An 18,655-nucleotide genomic window follows, 5' to 3' on the forward strand; every position below is an offset into this window, starting at 1 on the left:
CCTTTACTCAAATTATCATCAGCTAATGTAAGCCACTAGGAAACCATATGGAACGTCTTCGAAAATCCCCTGCATGGACTGAGCTTGAAAAACTAGCGCCTTTAGTCAAGCGACACCACATGCGCGATATGTTTAATCGAGAACCGTCGCGTGCGAAAAAATACACGCTTGACGCAGTGGGTATTACGTTGGACTACTCTAAGAACCGCGTTACCGAAGATGTACTAAGCGCCTTGTTTGATCTTGCAAACCAGCGTGGCCTCAAACAAAAGATAAGCGATATGTTCGGTGGTGAGGCGATTAATACCACTGAACAGCGAGCAGTCCTTCACACAGCCTTGCGCAACTTCTCAGGCCAGCCAGTACATCTTGACGGTGAAGACATTATGCCAGAGGTGCACGCCACGCTTGAGCGCATGAAGCGATTTACGCAAAGTATTCACAACAAAGAACACACTGGTTACACGGGTAAAGCGATTGATACGGTCGTAAGTATTGGTATTGGCGGCTCATTTTTAGGCCCTAAAATTGTCACTGAAAGCCTCAAACCTTATTGGCGCGGAGGCCTAAAAGTCCATTTTGTCGCAAACGTTGATGGCTGCCATATCCAAGACGTGCTTTCTCAAACCAACCCTGAAACGACCTTGTTTGTGATGTCATCTAAGTCTTTTAGTACGCAAGAAACACTGCAAAACACCTTAAGCGCCAAAGATTGGTTTTTAAAACAAGGTCCTAGCCAAGCGGATATTGCTAAGCATTTCGTCGCAGTCTCTACTAATGTGAAGGCAGCGGTCGAGTTTGGCATGTCAAAAGACAATGTGTTCCCGATGGGGCATTGGGTAGGTGGCAGGTATTCACTGTGGTCTGCCATTGGCCTGCCAATCAGCTTGACGATTGGCTTTGACCACTTTAAAGCACTGTTACAAGGCGCCTATGAAATGGACGAGCATTTTAAAGCAGCGCCGTTTGAAAAAAACATGCCCGTCATACTAGCTATGCTAGGGATTTGGTATCGAAACTTTATGGGCGCTCAGTCGCATGCTTTACTGCCCTACTATCATTATCTGCGTGGCTTCCCTGCCTATGTCCAGCAACTTGATATGGAAAGCAACGGCAAATCAACCACCTTAGATGGCAGAACGGTCGATTACGGCACGGGCCCAATTATATGGGGCAGCGAAGGAACCAATGGGCAACATTCCTTTTATCAGCTTATTCATCAGAGCAATATGCCGATCCCAGTGGATTTTATGTTTCCGCTAAAGGTGCCTAATCAAAACGAGACGCATCATAACATGCTCGCTTCCAATTGCTTTGGTCAAGCGCAGGCATTGATGCAAGGGAAGAGCTTTGAAGAATGCCTCGACGATTTACAGGGCAGTGAACTCCCAGAAGCCGAGAAATCCAATCTAGCAGCCCATAAAACGATGCCAGGCAACCATCCTAGTAACATGCTCTTATTTGAACAGCTAGACCCGAAAACACTAGGCGCACTCATTGCCATGTACGAACATAAAGTACTCGTTCAAGGCTGCGTGTGGGGCTTAAACTCCTTTGATCAGTGGGGTGTGGAACTTGGTAAAGTGCTAGGCAACGATGTATATGACATGATTGAAGGGGAAATGAGCTTAGATGGTGTAGACGAATCGACCGCGCAGTTAATAAAACGATTTGTGAAGACAACATAATATATCCACACAATAGAAATAACTCGGTAGGTCAGCGCCAAACAGGTAAAGATTTTCAATGGCGTAGTACAATGCTTAAAGCTTGTGTACATGCTCGCGCAGCTTCGTTAACATTTGCGAAAGCGCTCCATAGTTGTGGCTTTTTGCCTCAAGCGCATGCTCAGTGAGACCATATTGGGGGGGCTTGTAAACAAGTGTTTTTATCACCAAGTTAGATTTGTTAACACATTTGTAACATTTTTATTTGATAATGAGCGCCTTTGTGATACAACTAAGTAACGCGATTAGAGAAATCTGCAGTTTCGCGACTGGTAATAGGCTGTATATGGACAACAAATTACCACTGGTTCGAAATAGCTGACAGGAGCATCCTACATGGATTCAGTCGAAATTCTTTCCGTATTAGACAACGAAACCCGTCCTAACAAAATTAAATCCAAAAAGCGCAAGTGGCGCGAGATTGAGGCTATTAAGGAAAAATATCGCCTCAAGCAAGAGCTTATTGATATGGATGTTGGCTTAGAGTTGGAGCTTGAGCAAGCCAACCGCTAAGTTACTCAATGCGCCAGTCAATGACTGGCTTACCATTTTGTCTTAGCAACTGATTGGCTTGGCTAAAGTGTTTGCAGCCCAAAAATCCTCTATTAGCTGACAATGGTGACGGATGAGCCGCTGTTAGTATGTGGTGACGCGTAGTATCTATGAGTTGCGCCTTTTTTTGTGCTGGGCTTCCCCAAAGTAAAAATACAACACCGTGCAATGAATCGCTTATACCCTGTATCACGGTATCAGTAAAGCGCTCCCATCCTTTGTTTTTGTGTGAATGCGCTTGACCATCTCTTACCGTCATTACTGTATTTAGCAGCAAAACACCCTGCTGCGCCCATTTGGTGAGTTCACCATGTACGGGTGGCGTAAATCCCTCAACGTCGTCAACAAGCTCTTTATAAATATTACGTAACGATGGCGGTATCTTATTTCCCTTTTTCACAGAAAAGCATAGGCCATGCGCTTGATTCGGCCCGTGATAAGGATCCTGACCGATGATCACTACTTTTACATCATTCGCTTCACAGTACTTGAATGCATTAAACATCTCATCTTTAGGCGGGTAAACAATCTGACCAGACTGGCGCTCCTGCTGCACGAACGCCATTAAATCAATAAAGTAAGGTCGCTGTTTTTCCTGCGATAGCATTTGCTTCCATGTAATATCGCCCTTAAGCTTTGCTTCGGGCGAATCAAACAGTGGCAGTTCTGTCATTATTCCAACCTATCTTGGTGTGCATGCATAGTATATTGCAGCGCTATGTGAGCGTTGCGAACAAATACTCTTTCAGCGATTGATAATCATCACCAATTTCACTGGCAAGCGACGCTTTGCCCGCCACATCTACTAAAGGCTGGGGAAGATGAATAGGTTGACCGAGCACGTTCTCAACGGTCTCTCTAAATTTAGCTGGATGTGCCGTACCTAAGAATATGCCAATTTCCGAATCTTCCAGTTGACGCGTTAGCGCACGGTATGCAATCGCTGCATGCGGCTCGCTAATATATCCTAAGCTCTGTAATTGCTTCATGGCAACTTGGGTCGATTCCTCATCAACGGCCTCACCCTTTAGCAAGGATTTTTCAAAATAACCTTTCTCTACCAGTGCCTCAATGCGAGGCCAATTATTCGGCTGACTGACGTCCATGGCATTTGATATTGTAGGGATTGTCGCTTTTGGGTTCCACTCACCGCTGCTCAGATAACGCGGCACGGTGTCGTTGCTGTTAGTCGCGGCAATGAAGCGCTTAATTGGCAGACCTAGAGTTTTTGCTATGATGCCAGCGGTTAAATTTCCGAAATTGCCACTTGGTACAGCAAATACCGACTGCGCGCGTTTATCATCAGGTAATTGCGATACGGCTTCAAAGTAATAGCACACTTGTGCCAGCAATCGGCTAATGTTTATCGAATTTGCCGAGTTTAAGTGCAAGCCATCACGGACATCCGGGTCATCAAATGCACTTTTAACAAGCTGCTGGCAAGCGTCAAAATCACTGTTGATTGCAACGGTGTGAATATTGCCGCCTAATGTCGTAAATAGCTTTTCTTGTAATGGGCTAATTTTCCCTTTTGGAAACAAGATAACGACATTGATGTTGTCAATCCCATGGAATGCGTGCGCAACTGCTGCTCCTGTGTCGCCGGACGTTGCTGTTAAGATAGTAACTGGTTTGCCTTCGCTTATTTTGGCCAAGCACTGCGCCATGAAGCGCCCTCCAAAATCTTTAAAAGCAAGTGTTGGACCGTGAAACAGCTCCAAGCTATAAATATTGTCACTCACACTCACCAAAGGCGCTTCAAAGTTGAAAGCCGTTGAAATCATCAAATCAAGCAAGTCAGGCGCCATTTCGTCGCCAACCAAGTGTCGAATAATGTGCTGACTTCTTTCAACCAAAGGCATCTTTAGCAGTTCATCAATATTCCGCATGGGCTGTATATCGGTGGGAAAATATAGGCCTTGATGCTTACCCAAACCCTTTTTTACCGCTTGCGCAAAATTCACGGTGTCAGATGCGTCTTTAAGATTCTGTAATTCCACTCAGTAATTCCTATTGTGACTTGGCCGCTATTATAGCTCGCAAGCACCTTGTGTATCTAGTTTTGAGATATGGCTAAAGCCATCTTCATTTTGAATATAGTGCTCGTCCAACCATTTTTTAATTTGCTGTGCGCATTCAAGCGTATCGACGAGGGCAAAAACCGTCGGACCAGAGCCAGAGATCCCAAAGGCCAATGCGCCTTGCGATTCACTGTAGCGTCTGGCTGCATCAAAATTCGGCAGCAGGGTTTTACGATGCTCTTCTGCAATAACATCCTTCATCACTGAAGCAGCAAGCGCACGATCACCACTATGAAGCGCGTGAATAAACACCGCGACCTGACGCCCAAAGTTTAGCGTGGTGCCAAGCTCGTATTGGCGCGGAAGAATGTTGCGAGCCGCCGCAGTTGACACCGACAAACCTGAATAACATGTTACCCAATACCAATCATCAAACACCGGCAGGCTAGAACAAACGGGAGCGCTTTGCCCCGTCATCAGCGTCATTCCACCTAAATAGCTGGGCGCCACGTTGTCATAATGAATACTGCCGCTGATTTGACCTTCAAGTTCCCCCATCATCAACAGTAAGGTGTCTTTGTCAAAGGCTACGTCTGCATGCTGATTAAGCGCGTAAAAAGCAGCCACAATTGAAGAAGCGCTAGACCCTAGGCCACTGCCAATGGGGAGTGCTTTATGTAAATGCATTTTCACTTTTAGCGGCGGTTTATTATGACTTATTAACGCTTGCTGAAAGAAATCATAGCAACGTGTGACAATGTTATTGTCTTGCCCTTTGGGAAGACGGTCGGCAAAACGCCCATCAACACTTAATGAAAACGCCTTGGCATTGCTGACTTCAACAATGTCGCCTAATCGCTCGCCGTCTATTGGCGCAAGTGCCGCCCCGAGTAAATCGAAGCCAAGGCTTACGTTACCTATGGATGCCGGTGCAAAAGCGCGAGTAATTTTTGTGGGCGCAGACGACACTAGCGATACTCCTGCTCAGTTGGTGTCGTTCTTAGCAAATCGGCAAATACCCCAGCCGCGGTGACGGTTGCGCCCGCGCCGTAACCTCTAATCACATAAGGAATTGGCTGATAATAACGCGAATGAATTGCCAGCGCGTTTTCTCCGTCTTTCACCGCTGCTAGGGGATGATCAAGTGCAACAGACTGTATGCTGACGGTACATTTGCCGTTTTCAATAGCGCCTACATAGCGCAATACTTCGCCATTGCTCTTTGCGGCATCTACTTTGGTCTGTATTTGCTCGTCTAGCTTTGTTAAATTTTCCATAAAGCTTGCCACATCGCCTGATGCATCAAAGTCTCTGGGCAAGACCGACTGAATATCAATGTCTGAAAGTTCAAGCGCAAGCCCAGCCTCTCTTGCCATAATCAGAAGCTTGCGCGCCACGTCCATGCCTGATAAATCGTCTCTAGGGTCAGGCTCGGTGAATCCATTTGCTTTCGCGATGCGCGTGGCCTCTGAAATACTTAAGCCTTCATCGAGCTTACCAAACACAAACGACAATGAGCCAGACAATATTCCCTCAAACTTTTTCAACTCATCACCGGCTATAACCAACTTTTGCAGATTATCGATAACAGGCAAACCTGCGCCAACAGTCGTTTCATATAAATATTGGCGGTGTTTTTCCAACGCGGTCTCATGCAGCGCCAAGTAACGAGAATAGTCTGATGTATTGGCTTTTTTATTAGGCGTGACAACATGAAAGCCCGAACGCATAAAGTCCAAATAAAGGTCTGCGATACTCTGACTGCTCGTGCAATCAACAATGACAGGGTTGGTTAAGCTGTTTTTAACCACAAATTCTTGAAGCATTTCCAATGACAAGGCCTGTTCTGCAGCAGCGAGTTTACCTTCCCATTGCCCATTTACCCCAATTCCATTTGCATCCAGCAGACATCCTTTACTATTCGCAATGCCATATACCGTTAGCTTGATATTTTTAGACAGCAACGTTGTCTGTTGCTGAGCAATTTGGTCAAGTAAGGCTTTACCGACCAAACCACAGCCGATAAAAAACGCATCAATGGTTTTTAAGTTGGTGAAAAAGTTTTGATGTATGACTTTAACCGCCTTTTTCGCTTTACTATTTTCGACGACCGTTGATATGGAACGCTCAGAGCTGCCTTGTGCAATGGCCACATTATTAACTCGTGCTTGGGCAAGCGCACTGAAAAACTTCGCGGCCAAGCCTTTAGAATGGCGCATACCGTCTCCCACCAGCGTGACAATCGCGAGGTTTTCACGCATTTCGATAGGCTCAAGTAATTGATTGTTCAACTCTAAAGCAAAGCCGTCTTCTAGCAATTCAAGGGCGCGATGGGCATCTTTTTGCGCGACACAAAAGCTAATGCTGTACTCAGAAGAGGACTGAGTGATTAAAGAAATTGAAATTTGCCCTTTAGAGATGACATCGAATATCCGACTTGCCATGCCTACCATACCCTTCATGCCAGGCCCTGAGACGTTAAACATCACAATATCTTCTAGGTGCGAGATGCCTTTTACGCTAGTCCACTTTTCACTCTTTTCATGACTGATTAAGGTTCCCGGCGCAGCTGGATTCAGCGTGTTTCGAATTAAACAAGGGATACCAAATTGTGCGATGGGTCCAATGGTTTTAGGGTGCAATACCTTGGCACCAAAATACGAAAGTTCCATGGCCTCTTGGTAAGTAAGTTTGTCAAGCAAAACCGCTTCATCGACCTGATTAGGATCGGCATTGTAGACGCCATCCACATCTGTCCAAATTTCGCAGCACGAGGCATTGATACAGGCCGCCAGAATTGCAGCGGAGTAGTCACTGCCATTTCGACCAAGAGTGACTTTCTCTCCGTTTTCATTTGCAGCCACAAAGCCCGGCATAATTAAGACTTGATTTGAGCTGGTATCCACATCGCTAAATTTTGCGCGACTGATGTCAAGCTGTGCCACGCTATCAAGATAGTCGCCCGATGCTTGCACATAATCGACAGGATCAATAAGGATATTTTTCACGCCTTTAGCATTGAGAATTTCGCTGAAAATGCGAACGCTCACATATTCACCTGTGCTTAGAATAGTAGCAGTAACCGAGTCAGGACAGGTTTTGAGAAGCTTTATACCCTCTAACTGCTGGCTCAATACAGCGAGCTTTTCGTCAATGAAGCTGGAAAGCTCGGAGTATTGAAGCGTGCTCAGCATGTCATTTAATTCCGAGGCAATGCTGGTTAAGGTCATATTTAGTTTTGCTAACAGCTCGCCATAGTCTTTACCTGATTGCGCTAGCTCACATAAAAGGGACAATGCGTTCGTTACGCCTTTAGGAGCCGATAACACAACAGCTGCGCCTTCGCTTTGGTGGGTGCTGTGGCTGATGTCGAAAACGCGCATATAGCGCTGTGCATCAGCAAGCGACGAGCCACCAAATTTCAAGACCTTCATTTACCTACTCCTTAAACTTTCAACCGCTACATTATTCAAACTGTAAAACGTCAGTCATGCCAACGCATTCACACAAATTAAATCCAAAAAAAAGCCCGCATTTCGCGGGCTTTCGTTAACTAGAAAATAGCATAAGCTAACGACCGCCCTTTGAAAAGGTGGTAATGGTCATAATTTCCATCATGTCGTTAGTTATTAGAATTGTTTTCATTGCTTCAATTTGCCGTATAGACGTCTAAATGTCAACACTTCTAAAGCAATCTTGGCTAAAATAAAACGTTTTCAGACGCCTCGTGGTTTTTTACGCTGCGCTTAAGCTCGGTGACCATCGCTTCATCAATACGCATTTTTGAGCGCGTAGCTGTGCTCCATGAGTCATCGCTGAGTTTGAACTTGTTAACCATATCGTGCAGCTTCAAACTCATCTTGCTCATATCAGCACCGATTTGAACTGCCACCAAGCTTGCTTCCTGAGAGTCACTAAAGCATGCATCTAATTTATCGAAATCGGCCGCAACATTTTCAAAGTTTTCTCTTTGCTCGTTAACGGTGTTAGAAATGGTGCTAACGCGCTCGTTAATTTGCCCCATCGTTGATTCAATAAGATGGAGTTGATCTTTTGCTTCATGTATTTTTTGATGGCATTGCTTGGCTGAGTCTGAGCCTTTGCCCATTGTTGAGACCACCAGTTCTGTTTTGTTTTGAATGGCCTCAACCATATTTGCAACCTGCAATGTAGATTCTTGGGTGCGCGAAGCCAGTAGCCTCACTTCGTCTGCTACCACCGAGAACCCGCGGCCAGCCTCTCCTGCTCGCGCAGCCTCAATCGCAGCATTCAGTGCAAGCAAGTTGGTTTGATCTGCAATATTGCTAATAACATCTATGACACTAACGATATTATCACTCTCACTTTTAAGCGAGTCGATAGATACGCTAGCTTCAGTCATAATTTGGTCAAGGTTATTTATTTGCGCCTCAGTGGTACTAAAGGTTGCGACGCCTGAAGCAACGGTCTTAGCACCTTCAACACTCGATTGTTCAATCAAGGCCGACTCTTCTTGCACTTTTTCTGATGATTTACTGGCCCAGTGCAGTCTGTCACGCATGGTAGAAATCTGTTGGTTTTGTCGGTTCGACGCTTCAGAAATTCTTTGATTACCGACTGTAAGCTCTTTCGACATGGGGACTAATCGCATGGCCGTCTTAATCAGATCTGAAAACGTGGTATCTAGTTGCTCAATGAAACGGTTGAACCACCCGCCTAGTTCAGCCACCTCGTTTTTCTCTTTCATTTGGATGCGCTGGGTCAAGTCTCCCTCGCCTCCAACCATATTTGCCAACATTGCTCGTAACTCTGCAATTGGCTTGACCACCGTACCGGCCAGTAAAATGGATACCACAATTCCAATCACCAGCGATACACCGAGCACAATTGACGCACGTGAAACGGTACTATCTCGCAACGCCACCGTTGGCAGAAAAGCCTCTTGTGCGTCAATTTCACTCAAAATTGCCCATTGCAATCCGTTAATTTCAAGCGGTTTAAACGCCGATAGCACATCAATACCGCGATAATCCGAGAAAATATTAAATCCAGTTTTACCGCTAAAGGCAGCTTGGGTGCCCTGAGTCTTAACTTTTTGCAATCCAATGGTTGAATCGGTGTTATCAAGCGCTTCAAGTTGTGAGGGAGAGTAGCCAAGGTCTGACATCATGCCCAAATAGTTTTCTTTGTCTTCGATTAAAAAGCGACCGTTACTGCGCATGGTGAAGTCACTCCCTACTAGGTAGGTTTCGCCAGAGTCGCCCAAACCGGAATCTTTCCAATTTCCGTCATAAGTCATGATAGCGTTGATTCTATCTATCGGCATTTGCAAAATCAGCACACCAATTTTGCGCCCTTGTTCATAAACCGGCGCGCTTATAAACGAAGCTTGCGCGTTATATGAGGGTAGATATGGCGCAAAATCGGTCAGCGCCGTTGTATTGTCTTGTTCGATTTCAAGTGCACGTTTAAAGGCTTCACCGATGCCTGAGGAGGCATATGGGCCATCTCTAAGCGAAGTGGCAAAATCCAGCTCCTTAAACACCGAATACACAATTTTCGCACTTTCAATGTCGACCAAAAACAAGTCATAAAAACCAAATCGTTCAATAAACGAGCGGAAATATGGGTGGTAATCTTGATGCAATTTGGAGTATTCACCGCCCTGACTGAGCGACTCAAGCTTTTGTTTTTCGCCTAGTGGAAATTGATTGTTGCTGATGTAATCGTATTGCAGCGCGCGTGTAACAGGGTCAAGGTCTTGCAGTAAATCGAGTGCCTCGATTTTCTGGTTGCTATTGAGCCGGTTATACTTGTTTTGAAAATTCGCCTGATAAAAAGCTTCTAAACTGCGGTCTTTTTCGATGTCTGAGACAGTATCAACTTGTGCATAATCATTTGCCGCAGTAGCAAACTCTGACAATGCATTTATCACTGTGGGGTTGTCTGACAGTGACAGTGTTTGATTCTCTATTGTTGAAAAATACTCAGTAATTTGGCTGGCTGTGATATCGCGGATAGCAATTAGCGATTCTCTTGCGTCCTCTTCCAGCGCGCTTTTGCCAACCGAAATAGCTGCGCTTCCCGTCAGCCAGCTCCCGATAAGAATTGGCAATGCCGCTAAAAGGCCACCACCAATTAGCATTTTTGTTTTGATGTTCATGTGCTTGTTACCGATAATTTAAAAAGTCCATTGGTTGAGGTATCGGCACAAAGCACAAAGAGCTAAAGCCCCAAAATAAAACTATGAACAATAATGACGGAGTAATCTCAAAAACACATGGCATTGTGCTTCCAATTAAAATTGTATAGGGTCTTGGGTGAGCAAAGCTAACGACAGTAGGTGAGGAACCACAGCTATATGAGAAGTCAAGGGACTCTTAAATACAGATGCATGTTTCAAAAAGGCTTATTACTATGCTTTGTATTGCTCGGACATGCATTAGCAGCCCCGCCTAAAGAAGTCGACAACAAAAGCTTTGAGCTTAAAGCAACGGTCGACTTTTCTAAGGCGATCACCGAGCTTGAGCGCGCGCGCATTATGCGCAAGGCTAATCTTTACTTAAGTGAACAGGTACTCACTATAAGCTCAGTGACCTCACCAAGAAGCATGGGCACAAAACATGACTTCTTTTCGGAAGGGGATTATTGGTGGCCCAATCCTGAAGACCCTGATGGCCCCTACATACGTCGAGATGGAGAATCAAACCCCGACAATTTTGTCGATCACAGAAAGCTGCTCATGCGTTTTAGTGATATTGTTGCCACTTTAAGCTCGGCTTACCTGATAAGCGATAACAAGCAGTACTTAAATAAAACAATAGAACATCTGCAAGCATGGTTCATTCATTCCTCAACTCGTATGAACCCTAGTTTACTATATGGTCAAGCAATTCAGGGACGTTATACCGGCAGAAGTATTGGAATTATCGACACGATTCACTTGGTCGAAGTCGCCAAAAGCATAGAAGTTTTGATAGCGCGCGAGGCATTGCCAGATGCATGTGCCAAAGCACTAAAGGCATGGTTTTCTGAGTATTTAATGTGGCTCAATACGCATGAATATGGCCTGAAAGAAAAGCATCATCCAAATAATCACGGGATCACTTGGTCGATGCAAGCTGCCTCTTTTGCAAGACTTGCCAATGATCAAGAAACGCTAAAGTGGATTCGACAGCAGTTTAAGAAGGTTTACATCAAACAGATGATGAATATAAACGGCGGCTTTGACGCTGAACTAGCCAGAACAAAGCCCTACGCTTACTCGCTGTTTGTCATTGACGCCATGATGGTTCTAGCCGAGCTTGCCTCTACTGAAAACGATAAGCTTTGGGAATTCATTGATACTGACGATCAAGGCAATACCAGAAGCTTGGCAAAGGGCATGGCATTTATTACCCCGTTTATTGCAGATAAGTCGAGCTGGCCCTATCAACAAGATATTCAATATTGGGATGAATGGCCTGTTAGGCATATTAGCTTGATGCTACATGCAAAACATACGCAAAATACTAACTATCTTTCACTCTTTGCAACGCTTCAGAGCGACCCACAAACTTATGAAATTATTCGAAATACGCCGGTACGTCATCCCTTACTCTGGCTTTAAGCAGCGAGTAGCAATGTGAGCAGGGCGCACTCTACAAGCAAGGAATTGCAGCTTGAGGCAAGTAAACTTGCCTATCAAATCCTAAGCGGCTTTGATAAGTCTTTTCGACGATATAGCCGCATTACGTCAGGCGCACAGGAGCGATTTGAAAGCTGTCAGTGGCAAGCATCCCAACAGGCAATTAAAGAGAGGATTCTTACCTATCACCATAGTTTGTCTGACGTTGTCAGTGATATATATCGCTACATCAACCCCGCTAAACTGAGCGACGAGTTTTGGCATAAGTGCAAGCAGCAGTACAGCAAGTTACTAAGCGGCCATCCACAATTTGAACTTGCAGAAACATTCTTTAACTCGGTGATCGGACGTATTTATCGTCATCAACGCATTGATGACGCATTAATGTTTGTGCTCCCAAGCCGATGTTATTTAGCCGGGCAAGACCGCGAAAAAGTGGTAAACAGTTTCGATACCACCGGCACTGTCAGAGCAATGTATGAGGACATCTTTGCGATTTACCGATTTAATGTTGAGTTTGAGAACTTTGAATTAGACTTAAGTAACTTAGATACAGCATTGCGACAACGCTTAAATACCAAGCAGCTAGCGTCGGTTCATACCGTTGAAATGCTAAAGAGCGTGTTTTATCGCGGCAAAGCGGCTTACCTGGTTGGGCGAATTTGCATGCCTGATGAAACCTTGCCATTTGTTATTGCGCTACAAATGACGGATCACGGCATGCTGCGAACCGATGCCTTGCTCACTGAACGTGCGCACATGAGTGTGATATTTGGTTTCGCAAGATCGTATTTCATGGCTCAAACGCAACATCCGGCGGAGCTTGTGGCATTTTTGCAGGAACTGTTGCCACATAAAAAGCACTTTGAGCTTTACACTTCTTTGGGCTTTTATAAACATGGTAAAACCGTGTTTTATCGCAATTTTTTGCAGCATTTGGACAACAGTAATGACGCATTTGAGCTTGCACCGGGCATAAAAGGTTTAGTAATGGCGGTGTTTCACCTTCCCTCGTACGGCGTGGTCTTTAAAATTATTAGAGACGAGTTTGCAGAGAGTAAAAAAATTACTCGTGAACACGTGATTGACCGCTATAAACTGGTCAAAATGAGCGACCGTGTTGGTAGAATGGCCGACACCCACGAATACATTAACTTCTCGTTTCCAAGGGATCGCTTTGACCCAAGCTTGCTCGCTCATTTGCTAGAGACCTGCGCAAACTCGATACAATTGCTCGAAAATGAGATTGTTATCAAGCATATGTACATAGAGCGAAAAATGACGCCGCTCAATATTTACCTTCAACAAGAACAAGATGACGAAAAAGCAGAAAATGCCATAAAGGATTTAGGGCTTTGTATTAAACAAATCGCGCTTGCGAACATTTTCCCAGGTGATATGTTGCATAAAAACTTTGGTATCACTAAAACCGGCAGAGTTATTTTTTACGACTATGATGAAATTTGCTTCATGAATGAACGCAACTTTCGTGCACTGCCAAAATCCGATGACCCATATGCACTCGATACACTCTCAGTTGGCCCCGAGGATGTTTTCCCAGAGCAGTTTAAGCACTTTATCGTTGGTAAAAAACAGCTAAAAGACTGGCTACAAAAACATCATGGCGATTTATTTACGCCTGAATATTGGCAAGGAGCGCAGCGCAAAGCTTCTAAACACCTTATTCACAATTTCACGCCCTATCCAGAAAGCATTAGGTTTTAGCTGCCTGTACCTACATATAACATAAGCTGTTCGCGCTAACAGGTCTTCATTTCAACAGTAATACATAGTGCGCTATGAGCGTTGCCACGGCCAATACCCACACCGCGCTTCGTGCAAAATGCCAATCACACCAATAGCAAAGTAAATATACAAAGCGCAGGAGCACAAAAGCGATGCACAGCTGCACGGTGTAAACGGTGTGAGAATCCATCGCCAACACTAGCAAAACAGTAGGTGCGAACATACAAATCGCTTCAAAACAGTTGTCGTGGGCTGCTTTTGCCCGAGCGCCTAGCCCTTCCAAGCGATTCTGCTGCTGGCGAGGATAGCGATTATCAAACTTACCCTCTCGTTGCATCATTACCGCCAGCGGGATTTTTGCGAACATAGGCATGAAAACGACAATAGCCATACAGACAATGATAACAAACACTTAATGTTCCTTTTATTAGAAAAATCAGTATCTTTAATATGTATTAATAACCTTATCAGCTATAAGCGCATTATGAAATTATTGATTGTAGAAGACGAACCCACCGTTGCAGACTTAATTGCAAAAGGCATGGAGCAGGCTGGGCATTCCTGCGACCTGGCTCAAGATGGCGAGCTTGGTTTTAAGCTTGCTATGGCGGGTCATAAAAGCAATACATATGATGTAATCGTGCTTGATAGGATGCTGCCAAAGCTTGATGGCTTAGATGTGCTCAACCAACTTAGAAAAGCGCAAGTTAATACTCCTACTTTATTTTTAAGCGCCAAAAACCGAGTCGATGATAAGGTAACTGGATTGCGCGCTGGCGCAGACGATTACCTTACTAAACCCTTTGCTTTTGAGGAGTTGCTTGCAAGGGTTGAAATTCTTGCCAGCAGAAGTCAATCCTCACAGACGGGCACCACCGAAATGAGCTTAGGTGAACTGCGCCTAGATTTAATCAACCGAAAGGTACATCGCGACGGCAAAGAAATTGACCTTCAGTCTAAAGAATTCAAACTGCTTGAATATTTGATGCAAAATAAAGACAAAATCGTTACGCGCACTATGCTGCTAGAAAAGGTATGGGAATATAATTTTGACCCACAAACCAACGTGATTGATGTTCACATCAGCCGATTGCGTAATAAAATCGACAAAGGTTTCGCATATCCGATGATAGAAACCATTCGCGGAGCCGGCTACAAAATTAGTGCCCGTTAGCCCATGCGCGCAATTCAAGCCTATAGCAAAAGCTCTAGCTTTATCGTTAGTTTCATTTTTACTGCCCTGCTGCTAGTTGCCGTATTCTTTAATACTTATGTGTTGACCGTTGCCAGCGACGATTTGCTAATCAGTGAATCGCAAGCTGCCATTTTAGCGGATATAGGTGGATTTCGAAGTTTATACAAATCGGCAGGTCGAAAAGCAGTGGTCAATGCGCTGAATGACCGTCTAGACAACCTCAACAATGATTTTCTTTACTATCTTAAAGACGGCGAAGACAACTTTATCACCGGCAACTTAGCCACATGGCCAAAATCTGACACTGTGCCCATAAAAAACGGCTTGTTAGAAATAGAAATTGAACTCACGCGAGAAGCGGAAACCAAGCAAAAAAGAACCGAGAAAGAAACCGCACTGGCCATGATTGTTGAATTTACCAACAAGGACACTCTGCTGGTGGCCAGAAGCGTTCAAGATATTGAATTTGCCCTTTACCTTGCGCAAACCTCTTCTTATGTTCTTATTGTGATTGTGTGCATAATTTCAATTCTAAGCATTATTGTTGCCTACTATGTGGTAAGTCGTATCAATCTGATGTCAGACACGGCCGATGAAATCATCACCACAGGTAACTTAAGCGATAGACTGTACGTTGAAAGCAGTTGGGATGACTTGAGTAAACTCAGCTTATCACTCAATCATATGCTCGACACGATAGAACAATCTGTAAACAACATACAAAACGTGTCCGACAGTATTGCCCACGACTTGAGAACCCCCTTGACTCGATTGAAGTCACACATTGAGCAATTAGACCATCCAGACAAACATGCACTTATCGGTGAATGCGATAATATTTTAGCGATATTTAACTCGTTGTTGCGCATAACCGATATTGAAACAAGTGCTAAACGCGCAGCCTTTGGGCAAGAAAACATAAGCGACGTGGCCAACGACGCCATTGACCTCTATCAGCCCATGATTGAAGATAAATCAATTTCACTAACGCTTAGTATACAAAGCGACGTATATTTGCATTGCGATAAAAACCTTGTATTCCAAGCCTTCGCGAATGTGATTGATAATGCCCTTAAATTTACGCCACAGCGCGGAGAGATCATGGTGACATTAGGTGAAGATTCAGCGAGCAATCGCATTGAGTTTATTGTTGATGACAGCGGTATAGGCGTTGACGAAGCGGTGATAGATAAGCTAACGCAGCGCTTTTATCGCGCTGACAAAAGCCGCACCGCCGGCGGTAACGGACTCGGTCTTGCCCTTGTGTCGGCCATCATGACTTTACACAATGGCGAAGTCAGCTTTCGTAAAACTCGCTTGAGCACTGACTCAGGATTAAGCTGTAAACTATCTATGGAGCGCACATAACGCATCGGTTAGCGCTTAGCCTTGTTTTTGCATAAAGATAGTCACTTCTGCCATTACGATACCAAATTTCTTTATGTACGAGCGATTCATCATCGTGTCTTGGTCGAAGGCCCAAAACCAGTCGTCAAAGTATACACGATAAGTGCTGCCATCCACCTCTAAATCCATTTCGTATGTGAAATTGAACGCATTGCCGTGAGATACGCCGGTAGCTGGACCTGCAATATCGCCTGCATTACCTGTGTATGTGCCATCTGCGTTGGGCGTGAGTGTCCATACGCGCGTTTTCGGACCGTCACCTAAGCCATATTCAAAGGTTTCGTCTAAAATCAAATTATTGCCGTCTTTGTAGGCATTGATATCCACTATAAATCGCTGCACTACCTCCCCTGAACGATTCTGAACAATACCCCACGCTTTTACCTCTCCATCAAAAAACTGCTCCAGCTCAAACTCAGGACTGTGGCTTTGATAAGTCTCCCCATCAATCGACACCGAGCAGCCAAAAAGACTCCCGCCCAGCACAACGGCCACAATACTTTTTGCGTATTTTCGTACTGATTTATAAAAGCGATTGCGCAAAGTAAAATTTAATAATGCGGACATGCGTAGTTTATTGAACCATAGCTCATTCAACATGGAATACTCCTAGCAAGATGATATGAATTGGGTGGAAGGACGGAGCACCGGCATTTCGATGACAGCTGAAGTGCGCACGTCTTACTGATATCGATATATAACAAGCAACGTAATAATATTACTGCGCTAAACCTAGTAGTTTCTCTCGCATTTTTGGCTCTGAGGTCTCTTCAGAAAGCCAAATATTGAAAAACCATTGCGTAAATTCAGGATCATCGATTGTGCCAATTTTGCTGTTGTTGAAGTAAAAATGACTGGTTCGACTTTCATCAACAATCCCGGTTAAGGTTTGTCCCTCTTCAACGTCTGGGAATAGTTGGCGCATCTTTTCAAACCACTTCGCAAGCTTCACTTCATCTTTCATGCCTTGCTTGCGCATCTCATCGATACTTCGACTAGCAATATTCTCACCATCAAACTCGCGAAGATATGTTAGTGCTAAAGCGAATGGTTGCTGTGGGCTAAAATTTCCGTCAGGTGCTAGTAATTCAGCCTCGTAAATATCCCAAAACATAACTTCAAGCTTGGCCTGACCTACCGTTTTAGGATTTTGCATGTAATCTGAGCTTGCAAATACCTGAGCCGAACAAATTAGGCTGGCTAAACCACAAAAAAGGATAAAAAATCGCATAACATTTCCTCTATAACATGCCCTATTAACGCACACCAAAGGCCATTTAGATCATTAAGAATTCGTAATGCTCATGCTGCGAAGAAGAAAAGCGAATGATACTCGAAAACTATCAGGCATAAGGCTATGCTTTATAACATATTTCCGACAATTCGACCGACCATCCAAAAGTGACTAAAAAGACTTTGGCAAAAACGCTAGGCATCAATCTACCCTCCCCATTGCAAAGGCTTGAGATGAGAAGCGCGCCTGGCAACGAATTAGCGCTTTACTGCAAACGAGACGATTTAATACACCCAGTGATCAGTGGAAATAAATGGCGAAAACTATCGGGCAACCTTCAACGCATTCTTCAAACAAGCGGGTGTGACGGTAGCAACGAGATTAGAAACAGCGTACATATAGGCAGTTTCGGCGGCGCATATTCCAATCACCTACATGCGCTTGCATTTGCCTGCTTTTCGCTCGGTATCCCCTGCACAGCTTTTGTGCGAACACATCCCAATAGCCCGCCCACGCCTACCCTTGAAGATATGCATAGGTGGAATTGCCGAATTCATTTTTTGTCACGCGAAGAATACCGAAAGCGGACAGACATCAATTTTGTTAATGCTTTGCTTAAAGCACACTCGCTTTCTCATATGATAGAAGAAGGCGGTTCTAACTCAGATGCTTTAAGCGGAGTTGGAGAGATTGTCAGCGAAGTTTTGGCTCAGTCTGAGCAGCCCTTTGACAGCATTGTTTTACCGGTGGCAAGCGGTGGCACCATAGCTGGCATCATCAAAGCAATAAGGCAGCGTAATATTACAGCAAAGGTAATTGGCATCGCCGTTTTAAAAGGTGAGCGCTATCTTGAATCCATGGTGAATAATCTGTTGGACGAATGCCAAACACAGTCCAGTTGGAAAATTCTTCATGAGCCCAAATTCCATTGTGGTGGGTATGCAAAAATAAATTCAGAGATATTAAACTTTAGTATAGAGTTTGAACAATCGCAGGGATTTGCTCTAGACCATGTCTACAATGCAAAAAGCTTTTTCGCCCTCAATCAATTACTTATGCAAAAAAGCCCTCTTCTTGGCAAACGCGCTATCATCTTAAACACCGGTGGAATGCAAGGAAACCGCGGAAAAATCGAGTAATTGAGACTGAACCTTTTACAGATTCGTG

At 44.5% G+C, this 18,655-nt stretch carries 15 protein-coding genes; 7 read left to right on the forward strand and 8 right to left on the reverse strand.

The genetic code is table 11. From position 1 onward, the window contains the following. The first annotated feature begins 47 nt into the window (after positions 1-47). Together pgi and PN836_RS08405 are read left to right on the forward strand one after the other, a co-directional pair. Positions 48-1,688, forward strand: coding sequence for a glucose-6-phosphate isomerase (pgi, locus tag PN836_RS08400; protein ID WP_395344793.1), 1,641 nt, complete (start codon positions 48-50; stop codon positions 1,686-1,688). A gap of 375 nt (positions 1,689-2,063) precedes the next feature. Next, on the forward strand, positions 2,064-2,240 hold the full coding sequence (locus tag PN836_RS08405) for a DUF3545 family protein (RefSeq protein WP_395344794.1): 177 nt from the start codon (positions 2,064-2,066) through the stop codon (positions 2,238-2,240). A 1-nt stretch (position 2,241) separates the two neighbouring features. Here the strand turns inward: PN836_RS08405 and ung are convergent, their stop codons facing one another. The 5 genes from ung to PN836_RS08430 all read right to left on the reverse strand — a co-directional run bounded on the left by ung (position 2,242) and on the right by PN836_RS08430 (position 10,442). Beyond that, positions 2,242-2,952 carry a uracil-DNA glycosylase gene (gene ung, locus PN836_RS08410; RefSeq protein WP_395344795.1) on the reverse strand — a complete coding sequence of 237 codons (711 nt, stop codon included), beginning with the start codon at positions 2,950-2,952 and terminating at the stop codon, positions 2,242-2,244. Positions 2,953-2,995: 43 nt separating this feature from the next. Next, positions 2,996-4,279 carry a threonine synthase gene (thrC, locus tag PN836_RS08415; RefSeq protein WP_395344796.1) on the reverse strand — a complete coding sequence of 428 codons (1,284 nt, stop codon included), beginning with the start codon at positions 4,277-4,279 and terminating at the stop codon, positions 2,996-2,998. 30 nt (positions 4,280-4,309) lie between these two features. Next, complete coding sequence (gene thrB / locus PN836_RS08420; RefSeq protein WP_395344797.1) at positions 4,310-5,269, reverse strand: homoserine kinase; 960 nt, start codon at positions 5,267-5,269, stop codon at positions 4,310-4,312. Beyond that, positions 5,269-7,734: a bifunctional aspartate kinase/homoserine dehydrogenase I gene (gene thrA, locus PN836_RS08425; protein WP_395344798.1), complete on the reverse strand. Its 2,466-nt coding sequence runs from the start codon at positions 7,732-7,734 to the stop codon at positions 5,269-5,271. Before thrA ends, thrB begins: the two co-directional genes overlap by 1 nt. Positions 7,735-8,000: 266 nt before the next feature. Further along, the gene (locus tag PN836_RS08430; protein ID WP_395344799.1) at positions 8,001-10,442 is read right to left on the reverse strand and encodes a methyl-accepting chemotaxis protein; all 2,442 of its coding nucleotides are present in this window, start codon (positions 10,440-10,442) and stop codon (positions 8,001-8,003) included. 198 nt (positions 10,443-10,640) lie between these two features. On the opposite strand from PN836_RS08430, the gene PN836_RS08435 reads away from it, so the two are divergent. Both PN836_RS08435 and aceK read left to right on the forward strand, forming a co-directional pair. After that, the gene (locus tag PN836_RS08435) at positions 10,641-11,888 is read left to right on the forward strand and encodes an alginate lyase family protein (protein ID WP_395344800.1); all 1,248 of its coding nucleotides are present in this window, start codon (positions 10,641-10,643) and stop codon (positions 11,886-11,888) included. Positions 11,889-11,903: 15 nt separating this feature from the next. Then, on the forward strand, positions 11,904-13,631 hold the full coding sequence (aceK, locus tag PN836_RS08440) for a bifunctional isocitrate dehydrogenase kinase/phosphatase (RefSeq protein WP_395344801.1): 1,728 nt from the start codon (positions 11,904-11,906) through the stop codon (positions 13,629-13,631). Between the two features lie 46 nt (positions 13,632-13,677). On the opposite strand, the gene PN836_RS08445 is transcribed toward aceK, so the two are convergent. Beyond that, positions 13,678-14,064: an MAPEG family protein gene (locus PN836_RS08445; protein ID WP_395344802.1), complete on the reverse strand. Its 387-nt coding sequence runs from the start codon at positions 14,062-14,064 to the stop codon at positions 13,678-13,680. Between the two features lie 72 nt (positions 14,065-14,136). Between PN836_RS08445 and PN836_RS08450 the strand changes: the two genes are divergently transcribed. Both PN836_RS08450 and PN836_RS08455 read left to right on the forward strand, forming a co-directional pair. Then, positions 14,137-14,826 carry a response regulator transcription factor gene (locus PN836_RS08450; RefSeq protein ID WP_395344803.1) on the forward strand — a complete coding sequence of 230 codons (690 nt, stop codon included), beginning with the start codon at positions 14,137-14,139 and terminating at the stop codon, positions 14,824-14,826. A 3-nt stretch (positions 14,827-14,829) separates the two neighbouring features. Then, positions 14,830-16,215: a sensor histidine kinase gene (locus PN836_RS08455; protein WP_395344804.1), complete on the forward strand. Its 1,386-nt coding sequence runs from the start codon at positions 14,830-14,832 to the stop codon at positions 16,213-16,215. Positions 16,216-16,230: 15 nt separating this feature from the next. Here PN836_RS08455 and PN836_RS08460 read toward each other — a convergent pair whose 3' ends face one another. Both PN836_RS08460 and PN836_RS08465 read right to left on the reverse strand, forming a co-directional pair. Further along, the gene (locus PN836_RS08460) at positions 16,231-16,854 is read right to left on the reverse strand and encodes a DUF3833 domain-containing protein (RefSeq protein WP_395344805.1); all 624 of its coding nucleotides are present in this window, start codon (positions 16,852-16,854) and stop codon (positions 16,231-16,233) included. Between the two features lie 118 nt (positions 16,855-16,972). Then, positions 16,973-17,485 (reverse strand): chalcone isomerase family protein, encoded by a 513-nt coding sequence (locus tag PN836_RS08465; RefSeq protein WP_395344806.1) that lies wholly within the window; start codon positions 17,483-17,485, stop codon positions 16,973-16,975. A 170-nt stretch (positions 17,486-17,655) separates the two neighbouring features. Between PN836_RS08465 and PN836_RS08470 the strand changes: the two genes are divergently transcribed. Next, a complete protein-coding gene (locus PN836_RS08470; RefSeq protein WP_415926395.1) occupies positions 17,656-18,627 on the forward strand; it encodes a 1-aminocyclopropane-1-carboxylate deaminase/D-cysteine desulfhydrase in 972 nt (323 codons plus the stop codon). Positions 18,628-18,655 lie beyond the last annotated feature (28 nt).

The sequence above is a fragment of the Ningiella algicola genome (genome assembly GCF_028401415.2).
Lineage (GTDB): Bacteria > Pseudomonadota > Gammaproteobacteria > Enterobacterales > Alteromonadaceae > Glaciecola.

Coding starts and splice junctions, on each gene's coding strand:
- pgi (WP_395344793.1), top strand. CDS start 48: ATGGAACGTCTTCGAAAATCCCCTGCATGGACTGAGCTTGAAAAACTA.
- PN836_RS08405 (WP_395344794.1), top strand. CDS start 2,064: ATGGATTCAGTCGAAATTCTTTCCGTATTAGACAACGAAACCCGTCCT.
- ung (WP_395344795.1), bottom strand. CDS start 2,952: ATGACAGAACTGCCACTGTTTGATTCGCCCGAAGCAAAGCTTAAGGGC.
- thrA (WP_395344798.1), bottom strand. CDS start 7,734: ATGAAGGTCTTGAAATTTGGTGGCTCGTCGCTTGCTGATGCACAGCGC.
- PN836_RS08430 (WP_395344799.1), bottom strand. CDS start 10,442: ATGAACATCAAAACAAAAATGCTAATTGGTGGTGGCCTTTTAGCGGCA.
- PN836_RS08435 (WP_395344800.1), top strand. CDS start 10,641: ATGAGAAGTCAAGGGACTCTTAAATACAGATGCATGTTTCAAAAAGGC.
- PN836_RS08450 (WP_395344803.1), top strand. CDS start 14,137: ATGAAATTATTGATTGTAGAAGACGAACCCACCGTTGCAGACTTAATT.
- PN836_RS08455 (WP_395344804.1), top strand. CDS start 14,830: ATGCGCGCAATTCAAGCCTATAGCAAAAGCTCTAGCTTTATCGTTAGT.
- PN836_RS08460 (WP_395344805.1), bottom strand. CDS start 16,854: ATGTTGAATGAGCTATGGTTCAATAAACTACGCATGTCCGCATTATTA.
- PN836_RS08465 (WP_395344806.1), bottom strand. CDS start 17,485: ATGCGATTTTTTATCCTTTTTTGTGGTTTAGCCAGCCTAATTTGTTCG.